Below are 16650 nucleotides of genomic sequence, written 5' to 3' on the forward strand. Positions count from 1 at the left end.
GTTACATCAACAGGTGCAGCACATCATCGGCATGCCGTTGCAGCTCATCATCATCGGCAGGCTGCAATCGTTCATCATCTTCATCATCAGCATGCAGCAGTTGTTCATCATTTCCATGCTCATGCCTGCCATTGGCATCATCTTGCAGGTGATGCTATCGCCCACCAGCGTGCATTCCATCATGCACTTCATCATCGGCATCATCGACATGCCGCCCATCGCGCCCATCATCGGCATCATCATGCCCATGGCGGGCTGGGACATGCCCATCATCGACAGGTTGCCGCACTGCATCATCATCGGCATGCCGCAGTTCATCATCATCTGCATCATTTCGGCCGTGTTGCGGAACATCGCCATGTCCATGCCGGCAGCAGGCTTCATGGTGCACATCATGCCATCGTCCGCCATCTGGCAGGTCATGGTGGCCATCATCATCGGCATGCCCATCATTGGCATCATCGGCATGTTGGCGCTCATCGGCATTTGCATCTGCATTGCGTTCATCATGGTGAAAGTCCTCTTCAATTCGATGATAGGGTGTGAAGTTGATGCGCCGATTCTAGGGCCAGCGTGGACTGGGGCAAGGTGACAGGCCAACAGCGGGCAATTTCGCCGCAACAGATGTTTGAATGGGTTAGCGGCACACACAGATGCTTCAGCGATAAAAACGCTTTGATAGCAGAATGAGCCTCTTAAACTGCAAGTGAACAGGCGTCATCCATATCGCCAATCGTTCTGTGCTCATAACCCAGGTGAATATTTGATCTAAGCCTGGCTCAAAAACACCTGCCTGGTTTGTGTACCGGCGCTTCACCCCGCCATCGATCACCGCTACCCTTGGCCACCGGCCAGCGCCGACAGATCACCCGCTTTTGGAAACTACTGACACGATGGACAATTCTTCGACTCAAGCCGTGCATGGCAGCAAGGACAGCGGCGGGCGCGTACAGGTCATTGACCGCTCTATCGTGCTGCTGCGCACACTCGCAAGCCTGAAGCATGGCGCCAGCGCACTGGACCTGGCGCGGCAGACCGGTATCGAACGCTCCACCATCCATCGGCTGCTCAAGACCCTTCATTACTGGGGCCTTATCCAGTCCCGTGGCGCCACCTACCACATCGGGCCTGAAAGCCTGATTTACTCCGCCGCCTACCTGAACCGCCTTAACCTGCGCCGCCTTGCGTTGCCCTACGCCATCGAATTGCAGCGGGTGATTGGCGAGCGGCCGGCGATCGTCTCGCTGTCAGTACCCGTGGGCGACCAGGTGGTGCTGATTGAACGCATGTGGACCCCGACCACGCCACTGAACGTCATCGTCGACCTGGCCGACCAGTTCCCTATCGAAGGCAGCCCCAGCGGCCGGGCGGTACTTGCCACGTACAGCGAGGCCACCGCGTTGGCAGTGCTGGGCGAAGCGCGTTACGCCAATGCACTGCCTGCACTGGAACGTATACGCAGCAACCAGGGTTTTGCGTTTGGCCATGGCGAATTCAAGCCGGGGTTGTCGTCGGTGGCGTTCCCGATCTGCGTCGACACCGGCCAGGCGCTGGGCGCGGTGGTGGTAGCGGGGTTGGGTATGGAAGAAGAAACCGACCCTGGCTCGCCACTGGCGGCCCATGTACGGCGGGCATGCGAGGGCATTGCAGCGCAGTTGGAGAACACCTAGCCCACAGGGAACCGGGCCGCTGAAGCGCCCCTGGCTGCAGCCCCGTACGCACGGGGCCGCTCAACGGTAAAGAGCATGCCCGGCCATTTAGCCAGCCACTGGCCCGAGCAGTTCCAACAAGCGCTTTTTCTGCACTTTTCCGTAATGCGAGCGGGGCAGCTCATCGATGAACCACACTTTGCGGGGCACCTTGTAGCGCGACAGCAGCCCGCGGCAATGTTGCGCAAGCGCATCTGCCGTCGCCACCTGCCCGGCTTCCAGTACCACCACCGCACACACCTCCTCGCCCCACTCCACATCCGCCAGGCCGAACACATGGGCTTCGCGCACGGCGCCGTGGCTGAGCAGCGCCTGCTCCACTTCCCCGGGCTGCACCGACTTGCCGCCGCTGCGAATGATGTCTTTGCAGCGCCCTAGCACCTCAAGCTGGCCATCGGCACGAAGACGGCCCAGATCGCCACTGCGCAGCCAACCGCTCACCATCACCTCACCGGTCAGGCCAGGCTGCTGCCAGTAACCCGCCATGACGTGCGGCCCGGCCAGGAGGATCTCGCCAATGCCATTGGCGTCGGGGCTGTGTATACGCATTGCGGTGGCGAACAATGGCCGCCCTACCACGCCTTCTGCGCTTTCGCCGGCATGCCGCAGTGCTGCCATTTGTGCCGCTGGCAGGTAGCAGCTCCAAGGTGCTTCGGTCATGCCATAGAGCACGGCGGTGCGCCCGTCGAACAGGCTGAAGGCGCCCTCCAGCACTTCGCCGGTGAGCGCCGCTGCGCCGATATCCAGGCTCTTAAAATACGGGAGCTGCGCCGCTGCAGTGCCACTCTCGCGCAGCAGGCGCAACAACTGGGTGGGCACCAGTGAGCTGTAGGCGACACGCCATTGTGCCAGTTGCCCCAGGAAGGCCTTACTGTCGAAGCGCCCGCCCAGCACCACCTGGCCGCCGCCGAGCAGGTGGGCCAGCACCGCCACCGCCGCTATCGGCCACAGTGGCCGCACGTTAAGCAGCACATCGCCCGGCACCGCGCCGCGGGCCATGACGATGTTCTGCAGCACCGCGCAGAGGCTGTCGTGACGGTGCATGACTGCCTTGGGTACGCCAGTGGTGCCGCCGGTGTAGTTCAGCGAGGCCAGCGCCTGCGCAGGCTGCGCCACGCGCGCGGGCAACTGCGTGCCAGGTGCTTCAGTGAGGGCTTCCAGCGCACGGCAACGAATACCTTCGCCAGCCAGACCGGCGGCAACATCGGCGTATTGCGCAGAGAACAGCAACAATGCCACGCCGGCATCGCGCAACTGCGCCAGCAATTCGGCCGGTGACAATGCCGGGTCCAGTGGCACTCGCACGCGGCCGCTGGCCATGCAGCCATAGTCGGCGATCAAATAGTCGATTCCGGCATCGGCCAGCAGCGCCACCCGTTCGCCTTCACCCACGCCCGACCGCTCCAGCGCCTGGCCGAAGGCGGTCAGTGCCTGGTCCAGTTGCAGGAAGGTCAAGCGGCGACCCCGGCCAGGGTCGCTGAGTGCCGGGGCATCCGGCCATTTGCGGGCGGCCTGGTCCAGCAGAGTACTGATATCCATTGTTCACCACCCGCTCAGGACGATACGGCCGCTAACCTGGCGCGACTCCAGCAGCGCATGGGCCTCGCTCACCTGGGGGAACGGCAGCACGCGGTCGATCAGCGGCCTCACCTGGCCGCCATGGATCAGCGCCAAGGCCGTGCGCAATTGCTCCAGGGTCGCACTGCCCGAGCCCTGTACCTTGAGCCGGCGGCCGATCAAAAGCCCCGGGTTCACCGCAACGCTGCCAGGCTGTACATTGCCCAGCACCACCACACGGCCGCCGAGGGCCATGCTGCGCAGGGTGTCTTCCAGGGTATGGCCGAGGTTTTCCATGGCCACATCGACGCCACGCTTGCCCGTGAGTTTCCACACCTCGGCGCTGTAGCCGCCACTGGCCACCACCACGTCATGGGCCCCCAGTTGGTGAAGCAAATCACGCTTGTCGGCGCTGCCGGTGACCGCGATCACCCGTGCGCCCAAGGCACGCGCCAATTGGATCTGATGAGCACCGAGACCGCCACTGGCGCCGTTGACCAGCACCGTTTCGCCGGGCTGAAGGCTGCCTTCACCGTGCAAGGCACGCACGCTGGTGGCGATCGGGCAGGACGCCAGCGCCGCCAGGCTGTAGTCCAGGCCATCCGGCAACTCCACCGCCGAGATCGCCGGGACCCGCAGGTACTCGGCGTAAGCGCCTTCGGTGTCGACCGACGGCAGACCCAGCGCCCGGCACAGGTCCTGGCGCCCGCGCAGGCAATCGCGGCACTGGCCACAGAAGCGTCGCTGATACACCACCACCCGTGCGCCCACCTTCAGTTGCGCCACCCCCGCGCCCACTTCGACCACTTCGCCGGCCACCTCATGGCCGAGCACCACGCCGGTATGCGCCCCCGGCAGGTGCCCGGCGCGATGCAGCAGGTCGTGGTGGCAGACGCCTGCGGCATGCACGCGAACCAGTACCTCACCCGGGCCGGCCGTCGGCGTGGGTACGTCTTGCACCTGCAGTTGCTCCGGCCCGCCGAAGGCTTTTAGTACTATCGCTTTCATTTTTTATAACCATTTTCGATCTGCTAAGAAGATGTTCATATAACAAACATATTGTTTGCTATGTGGACATCAATTAAGTTTTCCTCACTTTGACGCCAACCTGCAAGAGGCAAAGCGTCTTTCTTTCTTTTGAGCGAATGCCTAGCAATGACAGTCGACTATCAGCATCAAGGTGAAGGGGTTGTGCAGATAACCCTCAACCGTCCTGAACGCCTCAACGCCTTGGACGGCCAGGCGAAGCGTGAGCTGGCCGCAGCCTGGGCCCGCGCCGCTGGCGATAAACAGGTGCGCGCCATTGTTCTGCGCGGCGCCGGCGAGCGGGCGTTCTGCGCAGGCTCCGACCTGAAAGAAATCGAAGCCACCGGCGAAGCTGTTGCCAGCGATCTGCTGGCCCGCGCCCTGCCGGGCGTTGGTGTGGAACTGAACAAACCGGTGGTGGCGGCGTTGCACGGCCACACGCTGGGCCTGGGTATCAGCCTGGCGATCCATTGCGATTTCCGTATCGCCCGCAGCGACACCCGGTTCAGCTTCCCGGAAGTGCGCCACGGCATGCTCTCAGGCTTCAGTGCCATCACCCTGCCGACCCTGGTCGGCGAGGCCGCGGCACTGGACATCATGCTCAGCGCCCGCAGTTTCGATGCAGAAGAAGCGCTGCGCCTAGGCCTGGTAAACCGTATCGCCGAAGACCCGCACGCTGCAGCCCTGGAACTGGCGGCGCAGTTGGCCGGGCATTCAGCCAAGGCCATGGCATGGACCAAGACCTTGCTGCTGGCGCAACGCAAGCGCCACCTTAGAGCGCACATGGCCCTGGTCGACCAGGCCCGCCAGGACGTCATGCGTTACCGATAACCAGAAACTGCCAACACCTCATCGCCTCGCCAGTACTGTCAGGAACTCCCACCACCAGGAATGGAAAGCGGCACCTTACCGGAGCCTCACCATGTCTCGCCCCAACATTTTCCAGCCCAGGCTCAACCTGCTGACCGCAGGCATCCTCGGGTTGTGCGTCACCCCACTAGCCTCGGCCGCCGATACCCCAGGCAACGAAGCTGCCCTGCAAACCGTGGTGGTCACCGGCGCTCGCGACAGCGGGCGTACCGTGGCCAACAGCCTGGCACCGATCGACGTGATAAGCGCCGAGGACCTGGCCCGCTCCGGCAAGCAGAACCTGCGCGACGCCCTGGCCGCCGCCGTGCCCTCCTACACCAACGCCGCCGGCTTTACCGGCGGCACCGGTTTGTCTGTGAAGTCGGCGACCCTGCGGGGCCTTGGCGGTAACCACGTGCTGGTACTGGTAAACGGCAAGCGCCGGCACAACACCTCGCTGATTTTCGTGCAGACCGCCGCCACCGCGAGCGGCCAGTCGCCGGCCGACCTCGACCTGATCCCGGTCAGTGCCGTGGACCACGTCGAGGTGCTGCGCGACGGCGCCGCTGCCCAGTACGGCTCGGACGCCATCGCCGGGGTGATCAACATCATCCTCAAGAACAACAGCTCCGGCGGTAGCGCCAGCGCACTGTATGGCCAGTACGAAAACCGTGTGGGCGGCAAAGGCAACTTCGGCGCCCGTGGCCAGGGCCAGGTCAACCAGGGCTTTGAACTGCCCAATGACGGTTTTTTCAGCCTGAGCGCCGATATCGGCATCCAGGAAAGCTCCAACGTTGCAGGTGCAGTGCCGGCCCGTACCCGCATCTATTTCCCGGTCAACGGTGGCGCCGACCCGCGTGAGAACGGTGAAAGCCGCTACCGCCAGCAGTTGGGCCAGCCACGCTCACAAACCTACAATTTTGGCTACAACGCCGAACTGCCGCTGACCGACACCGTGAGCCTGTATTCCTTCTCTACCCTCAGCCACCGCAACTCCACCAGCTGGGGCACCTACCGCACGGCCAACTCGCCGCAGAATATCGTAGCGGTCTACCCAGACGGTTTCTCGCCGCGCTTCGTGGTGGAAGAAGACGACTTCCAGGCTGTGATCGGCCTGCGCAACGAAGACGTCGCCGGCTGGAAGCTCGACCTCAGCACCAGCTACGGCCGCAACGACGCCAACACCCGCAACGAGAAGTCGCTCAACCCCTCCCTTGGCCCGACCAGCCCCCGCAACATGGACGGCGGCCACCTGATCGCCAGCCAGTGGACCAACAACCTGGACCTTACCCGCGCCTTCGACACCGGCCTGTTCGCCAAGCCACTAAACGTGTCCACCGGTGTAGAGTTCCGCCGTGACGGCTTCGAGATCGAGGAAGGCGAGTACGCCTCCTATGCCGACGGCGGCTACGTGTTCCCCGCCGGCCACCCGCTCGCTGGCCAGCGCCCAAACCCTGGCGCACCGGGCCTGGTGGGTTTCACCCCAGCGGATGCGCACAATTATTCGCGCACCAATACGGCTGGCTACATCGACCTCAGCCAGAGCCTCACCGACCAGTGGGACGTCAGCCTGGCCGGGCGCTTCGAGCACTACAGCGACTTTGGCGACACCGGCAGCGGCAAACTCTCCACGCGTTACGCCTTCACGCCAGCGTTTGCCGTGCGCGGCACGGTCAGCAATGGCTTCCGTGCGCCGTCGCTGCAACAGCAATACTATTCATCGTCGCTTACGGCGTGGCGCACTAGCCCGCTGAACGGCGTACTGGAACAGGCCACCACCCGTTATGTGACGGTGGATGACGCAGCCGGGCAGGCCCTGGGCGCCCGGCAGCTAAAGCCGGAAAAATCACTGAACTACAGCCTCGGTTTCGTGGCCACGCCCACCGAAAACCTCAACGTCACCGTCGACCTGTACCAGATCGACATCAAGGACCGCATCCTGCAAACCAGCAACCTGCAGGGCACCGCCGTGTCCAACCTACTCGCCGCCAACGGCCTGGACCCGAACCAGATCGTCTCCTACTTCGGCAACCTGGCCGACACCCGTACCCGCGGCATCGACCTGGTGGCCGACTACCGCTACGACCTCGGTGAATACGGCAAGACCAAATGGACCCTGCTGAGCAACCAGAGCCTGCAGACCATCGAGAAGATCAAGGAGCCTGACGCCCTCGCCGGCACCGGCGTCAGCGCCGTGGGCCGCGACCGGCAGGGCAACCTGACCAGCGCCTACCCGAAGAACGTCACTTCGCTGACCGCCGCCTGGCAACTGGGCGACTTCGACGTGACGCTCAAGGGCACCCGCTACTCGAAGGTCACCGGGCGCAACCAGATTGCCGCCAGCCGCGACGAGGAAATCCGCCCGGCGTTCATCACCGACCTGAGCCTGGGCTACTGGCTCAGCGATGCGGTGAAAATTACCGTCGGCGGCGAGAACATTTTCGACCGCCGCCCACAGCAGCTCAACGCCGAAGCCAAGCGCTACTACTTCTTCCCCACGGACGATCCGACCTACAGCTGGTACTCGCCCTACGGGCTGGAAGGTGCGTACTTCTTCGGCAAAGTCGACGTGAGCTGGTAACCCGCCATGAACACGCCTGGCATGCTTTCAGCAAACCCGCCCGCCGCACACGCGGCGGACCCTTCCGGCTTCGACCAGCGCCTGTACCGCAAGCTGGCCTGGCGCATCATGCCGTTCCTGTTCCTGTGCTTCGTGCTGAACTGGCTGGACCGGGTGAACATCAGCTTCGCGCACCTGCAGTTCAAGGCCGACTTGAACATCAGTGACGCCACCTTCGGCATCATTGTCGGCGTGTTCTCGATCGGCTACCTGCTGTTCGAGATACCCAGCAACCTGCTGCTCGAGAAGTTCGGTGCGAAGAAGACCATGACCCGCATCATGGTGCTGTGGGGGCTGGTAACCATCGCCACCGCATTCGCCCAGACGCCGGCGCAGTTCTACGTGTTGAGGGTATTGCTGGGCGCTGCCGAGGCCGGGTTTTTCCCGGGGGTAATCCTGTACCTGACCTACTGGTTCCCAGCCCGCTACCGGGCGCGCATCACCTCGCGCTTCATCATGGCCATTGCCGTGTGCGGCATCGTCGGCGGGCCACTGTCCACCTGGATCATGAGCCACTTCGCGGGCGCTGCCGGCTTCAGCGGCTGGCAGTGGCTGTTTGTGCTCACCGGCATCCCGCCAGTGCTGGCGGGGTTGTTTGCCTGGTACTGGCTGGATGACAAGCCGGCCGATGCCCGCTGGCTCAGCAACGCCGAGAAGCGCACCATCGAAGCTGCCTTGGCCCACGAACGGGCCAGCCGCAAACCGGGCGGCCACCAGCGCTTTCTGGAAGCGCTGAAAGACCGCAAGGTATGGTTCATCACCCTGGCCTACTGCCTGACCATCATGTGCACGGGCAACGTCACCAATATCTGGGCGCCGTCGATCATCCGCGATGCCGGGGTTAGCAGCCTGGGCCAGCTCGGCCTGTTCTCCGCCCTGCCCTACCTGGCTGGCGTGGCAGTGATGCTGTGGGCATGCCGCCATTCGGACCTGCACCAGGAACGCCGCTGGCATTTCGCACTTGGCGGCCTTGCGGCGGCCCTGGCAATGGTGCTGTTGCCCAACCTGATCGCCGGCCCCTGGTCAGCCATCGCCCTGCTGACCCTGATGACAAGTGGCTACCTGGTGGCCACGGCGGTGTTCTGGACCATTCCCACCTACTACCTGTCCGACCGTGCCCGCGCCGCCGGGCTGGCGTTGGTGAACTGCTGCGGGCAGGTCAGCAGCCTGCTGACGCCGATCATGATCGGCACCCTCAAGACCAACACAGGCGAAATCAGCCTGGCGCTGTACATCGTCGCCGCCCTGGTGGCGTGCGGCACCCTGACCCTGCTGTTCGGCGTTCCGCGCCAGGCCTTGCGCGATGCACCTTGACTCCTTTTTCGAGACTGACACATGACCGACTACCTGGCACTGGCCCATGAACTGGCCACCCACATCCAGCCTGGCGCCGCCGAACGCGATGCACGGCGTGCCCTGCCGTTCGAGCAACTGGACCTGATCCGCCAATCTGGCCTCGGCGCCGCCCGCGTTCCGTTGCACATGGGTGGCGGGGACATCAGCCAATTGGACGTAGCGCGTATCTTCATCACCTTGGCCAAGGCAGACCCCAGTGTGGCGCAGGCCTTGTTCCCACACTTCGCCACCGTCGAGCACCTGCGCCTGATTGCCAGTGATGACCAGCAACGCCGTTACCTGGGCGCCTTCGCCCAGCGGCAGCTGTCTTCCGGGGCCATCGCCGAGCGAGGGGGCAAGTTCCGTGGCGAGATTCACACCCGCCTGGAACGCCAGGGCGCCCAGCTGGTGCTCAACGGCAGCAAGTTTTACAGCACCGGCTGCCTGTTCGCCGACCTGCTCAAGGTGCAGGCGGTGGACGAAGACGGCAACGCGGTGTACGTGATGCTGCCGGCCAACACCCCCGGCATCGAGCTGCTCGACGACTGGGACGGCATGGGCCAACGTGTTACCGCCAGCGGCACCACGCTGCTGACCAACGTGCCGGTGGCGCAAGACCAGGTGATCCCCCTGGCCCAGTGGTACCAGCGCCGCAACTACATCGGCGCCAGCGCCCAGTTGATCCACTGCTCCATCGATATCGGGATTGGCCTGGCGGCGCTGGACGACGCCGTGCAGTGGTCGCGTACCGGTGCACGGCCAGTGCGCGAGAGCGGTGTGGACCAGGCCCGCAACGACCCATACATCCTGCACACCGTGGGTGATATGGCCGCCGCCATCCATGGCGCACAGGCATTGGTGGAGAAAGCATCACTGACCGTGGACCTGGCCGCCCGCAGCCAGCTGGAGGGCCGCCTGGCCGGCGAAGCACTGGACGCCCTGCTGGCCCGTGCGTCCATCGACGTGGCCGAGGCCAAGATCGCCTCGACCCGCGCCGCCCTGCATGTGTGCGAACGCCTCTACGAGGTAGGCGGCGCTGCTACCACCCAGTCGCGCTACAACTTCGACCGGCATTGGCGCAACGCCCGCACCCATACCACCCACGATGCCGTGGCCTACAAGTACAAGGCCATTGGTGATTACCTGGTGAACGGCACCCCCCCGCCCATCGCCTTCACTTACTGAAACCCAAGGAGCGCCCATGCCACCGTTACGCAAGCCCCTCTACGCCCTGTTTCTGGGAGCGCTCGCGGCCCCGGCCAGCGCTGCGCAAACGGCGGCCTGGGCCGACCTGGACGCCCGTATTGCCAAGGCGCTGCCGGGCGTGATCGAACTGCGCCACCAGATTCACCAGCACCCCGAACTGGGCAACCGCGAGGTAGAAACCGCCCAACGCATCGCCACACGCTTGCGCGCACTGGGCCTGGAGGTGCAGACCGGCATCGCCCATACCGGCGTAGTGGGCATTTTGCGCGGCGGCAAGCCAGGCCCGGTGGTGGCCATTCGCGCCGAGCTGGACGCCCTGCCACTGACCGAGCAGACCGGCCTGCCCTATGCCTCGACCGTTCGCGTGCTGGACAAGGGCGGTGACCTGCGCACCCGTGGCAAGGAAGTGGGCGTGATGCACGCCTGTGGCCACGACGCGCACATGGCCATGGCCCTGGGCGTGGCAGAAGTGCTGGCAGCGCGGCGCGACCAACTGCCCGGCACCCTGAAACTGATCTTCCAGCCCGCTGAAGAAGGCCCGCCCCTGGGCGAAACCGGCGGCGCCAGGCAGATGATCGAGGAAGGCGTATTGAGCAACCCAGTGCCGGCGGTAATCTTCGGCATCCACGTCACTGCCGGCACGGCAGGCACCTTTACCCTCAGCCGCAACCGCACGACCGCAGCGGCAGACACCTTCCAGGCCCGCATCACGGGCCGGCAAACACACGCAGCATTCCCCTGGACCGGCATCGACCCCGTGCCGGTAGCGGCGCAAGTCATCCTTGCCTGGCAGACCATCCCCAGCCGCCAGTCCAACCTCAGCGTGCTGCCGGCGCCGGTGATCTCCGTGGGCCGCATCCAGGCCGGGGACCGGCACAACATCATCCCCGCCGAAGTGCGCCTTGAGGGCTCCATCCGCACCGTCAGCGACGAACAGCGCGAAGACGTGCTGCAGCGCATGCGCCGTACAGCGCAGCACATCGCCGAAGCCTCGGGTGCCAGCGCAGTGGTCGACTACCTGCCCGGCAACTACCGCGCCGGGTACAACGACACCGCGCTGGTGGACAGCCTGTTGCCAGTGCTGGAACAGGTATCCACCACGCCTGTGAAGATAGACAGCGGCACGTACGGCGCGGACGATTTTGCCGAGTACGCCCGCCAGATCCCCGGCGTGTTCCTGCGCATGGGCGCAACCCCGCCGGCACTCGCCGACAAGCCGGTGTGGCCGACCCATTCGCCAGGCTTCCAGGTGGATGACCCGAGCCTTGCGGTGGGCATACGTGCCCTCAGCCGGATGACGCTGGCCTATATGAATGCCGGTGCTCGCTGAGCGCCCCGCCACAGTTGCAGGCCCGCAGCCGGCCTTGCCGAACCACCCTCGACCTGTGGCACGCGCCCTCGTCTTTATAGGGCCACCGTTTTGCACAAATTCTGAAAGTTGTCGCAAATCACTGTGGGAGCGGGTTCACCCGCGAACACCGGCGCCAGCCGGTGCCATCCACCCTGAAGTCAAGCAGCGCCCACCCCCTCCCCAGGCCATACCACCGCCTGGGCCACAATCACATTCGTGCCATTGAACGTAAGCGCAGGCCCGCCATGAAGCTGATAGCCCAGCTGCAGGGCATCACTGACCCTGCGGCAAAAGGCAGCGTCATCGGGGCCGGTCAGTACGCGGTAAATGGGCATGCCGTCGGGTGGCTGGTTCATCAGGTTGATCCTTGTTGCGGTAAGTGTGGGGTTCTAATACTACTTGGAAACAGCCTGCAACCTGGAACACCGGGCAGTCTATGTAAAACGCGATGGTGTTCCTGGTAAACAATCAGAATTTAACCCTTTCTTGTAGGCCGTTTCCCAAAGATACTCCGTGAGCCTGTTTTTCGTTGCGCGTGGAAATCGTCAGTCCTAGTCTCGGCCCGTCGCTGCAAATTCAGCGACCGGTTTTGACAGACCGTCGATTGTTGTCCGTGTGCATACGCTTATGGCGGCTGTACGTGCGGGCACCTTCGTGTGCGCCGAGTGCCAACAATCTCGGTCTGTCAACCCGCGTACAGCTGCCACCCTCCCGTTTGACAGCGAGGTGGATAGCAGCTCAACCATTGTTGGAGCGTGAGCATGCTGAAAATCGTCCCAGACCCACCCCGTCACATTCTTTCCCTGAAAGACACACTAATCCAGGCCACGGATTACGCCCTGTGCGCGGCGACCGTAGTGCAGCAGGCAATGGCGCTACAGCCCAAATCGCCCGCGTCGGTGCTCATCATGGCGTCGATGCACGAACTGGAAACGCTGCGAGCGCTGCTTGAGTCGGCATTGATCCAGGTGCAGATGCCCTCAGAACCGAGGGCCTGGCACTAAAGCCTGGTTGTGTAACGCCTGGGCTGTTAGAGCCACCAGGGTTCCCAGCCCAGGCAACGAAGTCTTTCGGGGAGCTACCACCGTGCCCACAGAAGAAAACAAATTCACCGTCGGTAAAACCACCTTCTACCAAGGTGCCAACCAAACCCATCCCCTCTTCCGCATCGAACCTGGCATCCCTTGCCAAAGTGCACGTGAGCAGGCCTCGGAACTGATGGGCTATGCGCGGGACATGACGCTGGATGGTTTGATGGAAGATAAGCCCCAGCTGATCTGGGCATCCCACTATCTATGTGCGCTGGCCAAAGCGCTGATGGATGATGCTGAGCTGGGCATGATGCGGTGAATCGCGCTGATAGCCCTCCAAGATCGGGATTGCGTAATCCCAATAGATGATTGTTCAACAGCGAATAACAAGGTTTTTGATAGGCACCTGGGTCTGAGTATCCAAACGCCTAGGCTACCGACTCACTTCAAACTCCACGCCAGCTGTTAGACCTCTCACTTTTGCGAGTATGCAGATTCTTCCAGCGCTTCAGAATCATCTCAACCAGCCCCCCATCAACCAGCGCAGCAGGCATTTGAGATATGAGCCTAACATCCGACCGTTCCCATTTTTTCTATCAAAACAACACACTATCTACCCTCAGAAAAGGTGACCAGACGCGCGCCGTTTTTCGCCATGATGAGTTGCCGTTGGCCGAGCAACACGGAGGAACTGGTGGCACTACAGGTTTGATCGCCTCAGACAGTCAACAATCGGTGCTCAGTGTGCACGGTGACCAGCAGCAGAATCGCGCTTTTACAGCGTATGGCCATGATTTGGGTCACCAACAGGGTCACGGGGTACTCAGTTTTAATGGTGAGCACTTTAATAAAGTGTCGGGCAGTTATGTACTTGGAAACGGATACCGGGCCTACAGCCCGGTACTCATGCGTTTTCGCGCCAGCGACACCTGGAGCCCTTTTGGCCGGGGCGGGTTGAACAGCTATGCCTACTGCAACGATGACCCAATCAACCACCAAGACCCTAGCGGCCATGTGCCACGCTTCGGGCTCGCGCACGCAAAGCATAGGATCGTACGAACATTCAAGGTTGAGCATTATGAAACGCTGACGACCACTCAGGTTACGACCATGGGCAAGGGTGCAAGCGCTCGGAGCAAGGCCATGAACACCACCCGCAGAACACTGCGTACTACCATAATATTCGAGGTTCTTGTGAACCCTGAAGTGGGTCCGGAAAAGACGTACGTTACCAAAGCCAATCTGAAGGCGTACCTGAGAAATAGTGAAAATTTAAATGCCCTCACGCTGGCTGCTAATGGGGGTGATAAAAGAATGGCTGACAGCTCCGTTTATCTCTCAAGCCTTGAAAGCTTTAGCAAAAGTTTTACGATTATGGGGGAGTTACTTGTAAGGAGGGCGGCCGATCCGCTCGACTTGACTGCTTATTGGCAAGGTACGTTTAGAGTGAGTCAAGGCGCTTATAAAGTGAGGAATCCGCAACTTAGGCCTCTCCGAAAATAGAATTGGCAACGCCACATGGATTGAAGACCTGTGGTCACGGCGGTCTAGCGCTTCACGAACTTGTCGCTGATACGGCTTTAAACTGTGTCTTTCGACCTCGGGCCATTGATGCCAGCGATGACGCATGAGCGGTTCTGATCGAGGGGCGATGAGCCGACGCATGCATCATCCAAATAGGAAGCGTCGTCGTTTGTGCGAAAAAATCGGAATTAGGCCCTTTCTTGTAGGCCGTTTCCCAAAGATACTCCGGGCGCACGTTTTTCGTTGCACATGAGCAGTGTGGATTCTAGTCTCGCCCGGTCGCTGCCAATTCAGCGACCGGTTTTGACAGACCGCTCACGTTGTCCTCATGTGCACGCCTTTATGGCGGCTGTACGTGCGGGCACCTATGGTGCGCCGAGTGCCAACGTCTCGGTCTGTCAACCCGCGTACAGCTGCCACCCTCTTGTTTGACAGCAAGTTCGAGGCAGCTCCATATCCCACGTTGGAGCTGAACCATGCTAAAGATTGTTCCTGATCCGCCTCCCGCCCTTCTCTCCCTTGAAGACACTCTGATACAGGCCACTGACTACGCGCTCTGCGCATCGACCGTTGTTCAGCAGGCGATTCAACTGCAGCCCAAATCACCCTCCTCCATCCTGATGATGGCATCCATGCACGAGCTTGAGACGTTGCGCGCGTTGCTTGAATCGGCATTGATTCAAGTGCAAATGCCGTATGAGCCAAGGTTGCGGCATTGAGTTTGTGATTGGTTTCGCCTGGGTTGTGCGTGGTGCGGCTAGGCCAGTCCAGGCATTAGCGTGTTTCGGGGAGCGACAAAGATGGCCACAGAAGAAAACAAATTCACCGTTGGTAAAACCACTTTCTACCAAGGCGCGAACCAGACCCACCCCCTTTTCCGCATCGAGCCTGGCATCCCCTGCCAGAGCGCACGCGAGCAGGCTTCGGAGCTGATGGGCTATGCGCGGGATATGACGTTGGATGGGTTGATGGAAGATAAACCTCAGCTGATCTGGGCTTCGCACTATCTGTGCGCGTTGGCCAAGGCGCTGATGGATGATGCTGAGTTGGGGATGATGCGGTGAAGTAGGTTTGCCCTTCCGGACGCGTTGAAGACATAGTTCGGTGTTCGGCTTTGGAGGCCCCGGACGTTGAGGGGCCGATCAACGTAATTATTCGAGTAGATTTCACAAACGCAATCTATCGCGCGAAGAGCAGTAAGTTATAAGAGCCGCGCCTTTTAAAAGATTGATTATGTCAATCATATTTGCCATGCCTCTGACTCAAATGCAAACTAACGAATATCATAGCAATACACAGGAAACAAAACATTGGAAATTATGACTCTCGAGAAAATCGAAAAAATTGCAATCCAGTTTAATCTAGCTTTTGGGACTTCAACGTTAGTTTCTGCACCTAAAACAAGATCATACAAACTGGCGTTTATCTCATTCACACTAACGATTTTATTTTTGGCCATATCAGCCATTAATCATGACGCTTCACCACTTTTCGTGCTTCTTTCAAGCCTTGCTGCCGCCACCTTCGAGGTGATAGGCATTTATCTTTTTGCGTCGAAATATGATCTAGAATACCGACAGTTTATGCTAAAAAAATGTGGGGTACTCAGCAATGAAAGCAGGTTTTCTTACAAAAATCTCGAAATTCATAAGACGTTATGGCTCAAAAAGCATTTTAAGGTGCCACAGGAATCATATTTAGAGGTCATAGAAAATATTGACAAGACGGTAACTCTTAGCAATCGCTTCAAAGAAAACTCTTTAACTCTAGGCGAAAAAACTCTGAGCCACATTTTCAGCGGCCGCCTATTTTTAAGACTCTTTACCTTAAGTTTCTTAAGCATAGCCTAAATGTATCTTTCAAATTTATTGACCTAAGCGGGCAACTGAAAATACAGATTACGCCGTACCTAAGCAAACTGCCAGCATATGCAATAGCAAGCGGGGTAATTGCAATTTACACTGCTGCACTCTTTGGGCTCTTGGCTTTGGCTTGGCGGGCAGGCCGAGATCTTTATCTTGAAAGGCGTAAGGGGAAGTGCTCGAAAAACTCAATGAACCTCTTCGTACAGACCCTTATCAAGAGAGCTACACTGCCAATTTACGATGCACGCGCACTTGCTCGTACTACTGGCTAGTGTCGTGAGCGGTTAATTCATTGTAAGCGCTCCATGAACCCCACCTAACCAATAATGGGCAGAGCACCTAGCTGTGTATTTGAGGTGTGCAATTCCAAGGTAGCAGCGCTTCGTAATCTTCCACTGAGCACGCCTGCGGCAGGCGCTCCAGTGCGTGGCGCAGCCACGCATAGGGCTCTTGGCCGTTGGCTTTGGCCGTCTCTACCAGGCTGTAAAGATGTGCGCTGGCAGTGGCACCTTTGGGCGTGTCACTAAACAACCAGTTCTTTCTCCCGATGACAAACGGGCGGATCGCACGCTCGGCT

17 protein-coding genes are annotated in these 16650 nt (G+C 60.8%); 12 read left to right on the forward strand and 5 right to left on the reverse strand.

All coding sequences use genetic code 11. The features are described from left to right. Window positions 1-6: 6 nt before the first annotated feature. Window positions 7-510 carry a hypothetical protein gene (locus tag IAE36_RS17780; protein WP_201213793.1) on the reverse strand — a complete coding sequence of 168 codons (504 nt, stop codon included), beginning with the start codon at window positions 508-510 and terminating at the stop codon, window positions 7-9. Between the two features lie 383 nt (window positions 511-893). Between IAE36_RS17780 and IAE36_RS17785 the strand changes: the two genes are divergently transcribed. Further along, window positions 894-1670: an IclR family transcriptional regulator gene (locus IAE36_RS17785; RefSeq protein ID WP_201163124.1), complete on the forward strand. Its 777-nt coding sequence runs from the start codon at window positions 894-896 to the stop codon at window positions 1668-1670. A gap of 87 nt (window positions 1671-1757) precedes the next feature. Here IAE36_RS17785 and IAE36_RS17790 read toward each other — a convergent pair whose 3' ends face one another. Together IAE36_RS17790 and IAE36_RS17795 are read right to left on the reverse strand one after the other, a co-directional pair. Beyond that, window positions 1758-3248 carry a class I adenylate-forming enzyme family protein gene (locus IAE36_RS17790; protein ID WP_201213794.1) on the reverse strand — a complete coding sequence of 497 codons (1491 nt, stop codon included), beginning with the start codon at window positions 3246-3248 and terminating at the stop codon, window positions 1758-1760. Window positions 3249-3251: 3 nt separating this feature from the next. Continuing rightward, window positions 3252-4274 (reverse strand): alcohol dehydrogenase catalytic domain-containing protein, encoded by a 1023-nt coding sequence (locus IAE36_RS17795; RefSeq protein WP_201213795.1) that lies wholly within the window; start codon window positions 4272-4274, stop codon window positions 3252-3254. A 147-nt stretch (window positions 4275-4421) separates the two neighbouring features. On the opposite strand from IAE36_RS17795, the gene IAE36_RS17800 reads away from it, so the two are divergent. The 5 genes from IAE36_RS17800 to IAE36_RS17820 all read left to right on the forward strand — a co-directional run bounded on the left by IAE36_RS17800 (window position 4422) and on the right by IAE36_RS17820 (window position 11632). Then, window positions 4422-5123 (forward strand): enoyl-CoA hydratase/isomerase family protein, encoded by a 702-nt coding sequence (locus tag IAE36_RS17800; RefSeq protein ID WP_201213797.1) that lies wholly within the window; start codon window positions 4422-4424, stop codon window positions 5121-5123. A 91-nt stretch (window positions 5124-5214) separates the two neighbouring features. After that, entirely contained in the window at window positions 5215-7722 is a 2508-nt protein-coding gene (locus tag IAE36_RS17805; RefSeq protein WP_201213799.1) for a TonB-dependent receptor plug domain-containing protein, read from the forward strand. Between the two features lie 21 nt (window positions 7723-7743). Further along, window positions 7744-9075 carry an MFS transporter gene (locus tag IAE36_RS17810; protein WP_236409004.1) on the forward strand — a complete coding sequence of 444 codons (1332 nt, stop codon included), beginning with the start codon at window positions 7744-7746 and terminating at the stop codon, window positions 9073-9075. A 21-nt stretch (window positions 9076-9096) separates the two neighbouring features. Beyond that, window positions 9097-10281, forward strand: coding sequence for an acyl-CoA dehydrogenase family protein (locus tag IAE36_RS17815; RefSeq protein ID WP_201213801.1), 1185 nt, complete (start codon window positions 9097-9099; stop codon window positions 10279-10281). Between the two features lie 16 nt (window positions 10282-10297). Then, a complete protein-coding gene (locus IAE36_RS17820) occupies window positions 10298-11632 on the forward strand; it encodes a M20 metallopeptidase family protein (protein WP_201213802.1) in 1335 nt (444 codons plus the stop codon). Between the two features lie 179 nt (window positions 11633-11811). Here the strand turns inward: IAE36_RS17820 and IAE36_RS17825 are convergent, their stop codons facing one another. Continuing rightward, window positions 11812-12009, reverse strand: a complete 198-nt coding sequence (locus IAE36_RS17825; RefSeq protein ID WP_201213803.1) for a DUF1737 domain-containing protein — start codon at window positions 12007-12009, stop codon at window positions 11812-11814. A 405-nt stretch (window positions 12010-12414) separates the two neighbouring features. Between IAE36_RS17825 and IAE36_RS17830 the strand changes: the two genes are divergently transcribed. From IAE36_RS17830 to IAE36_RS17855, 6 genes are all read left to right on the forward strand, one after another. Then, the gene (locus IAE36_RS17830) at window positions 12415-12657 is read left to right on the forward strand and encodes a hypothetical protein (RefSeq protein ID WP_201213804.1); all 243 of its coding nucleotides are present in this window, start codon (window positions 12415-12417) and stop codon (window positions 12655-12657) included. A gap of 82 nt (window positions 12658-12739) precedes the next feature. Then, window positions 12740-13003: a DUF3077 domain-containing protein gene (locus IAE36_RS17835; RefSeq protein WP_060483097.1), complete on the forward strand. Its 264-nt coding sequence runs from the start codon at window positions 12740-12742 to the stop codon at window positions 13001-13003. A 242-nt stretch (window positions 13004-13245) separates the two neighbouring features. Next, complete coding sequence (locus IAE36_RS17840) at window positions 13246-14187, forward strand: RHS repeat-associated core domain-containing protein (RefSeq protein WP_201213805.1); 942 nt, start codon at window positions 13246-13248, stop codon at window positions 14185-14187. Between the two features lie 497 nt (window positions 14188-14684). Next, a complete protein-coding gene (locus IAE36_RS17845; protein ID WP_201163115.1) occupies window positions 14685-14927 on the forward strand; it encodes a hypothetical protein in 243 nt (80 codons plus the stop codon). 81 nt (window positions 14928-15008) lie between these two features. After that, window positions 15009-15272 (forward strand): DUF3077 domain-containing protein, encoded by a 264-nt coding sequence (locus IAE36_RS17850; protein WP_060483090.1) that lies wholly within the window; start codon window positions 15009-15011, stop codon window positions 15270-15272. A gap of 246 nt (window positions 15273-15518) precedes the next feature. Beyond that, on the forward strand, window positions 15519-16058 hold the full coding sequence (locus IAE36_RS17855; protein WP_236409006.1) for a hypothetical protein: 540 nt from the start codon (window positions 15519-15521) through the stop codon (window positions 16056-16058). A gap of 354 nt (window positions 16059-16412) precedes the next feature. Here IAE36_RS17855 and IAE36_RS17860 read toward each other — a convergent pair. Then, window positions 16413-16650: transposase domain-containing protein (locus IAE36_RS17860; RefSeq protein WP_201213807.1), on the reverse strand; the 238-nt coding region annotated here is incomplete at its 5' end.

It is taken from the genome of Pseudomonas sp. S36, assembly GCF_016647875.1.
Classification (GTDB): Bacteria; Pseudomonadota; Gammaproteobacteria; order Pseudomonadales; family Pseudomonadaceae; genus Aquipseudomonas; species Aquipseudomonas parafulva.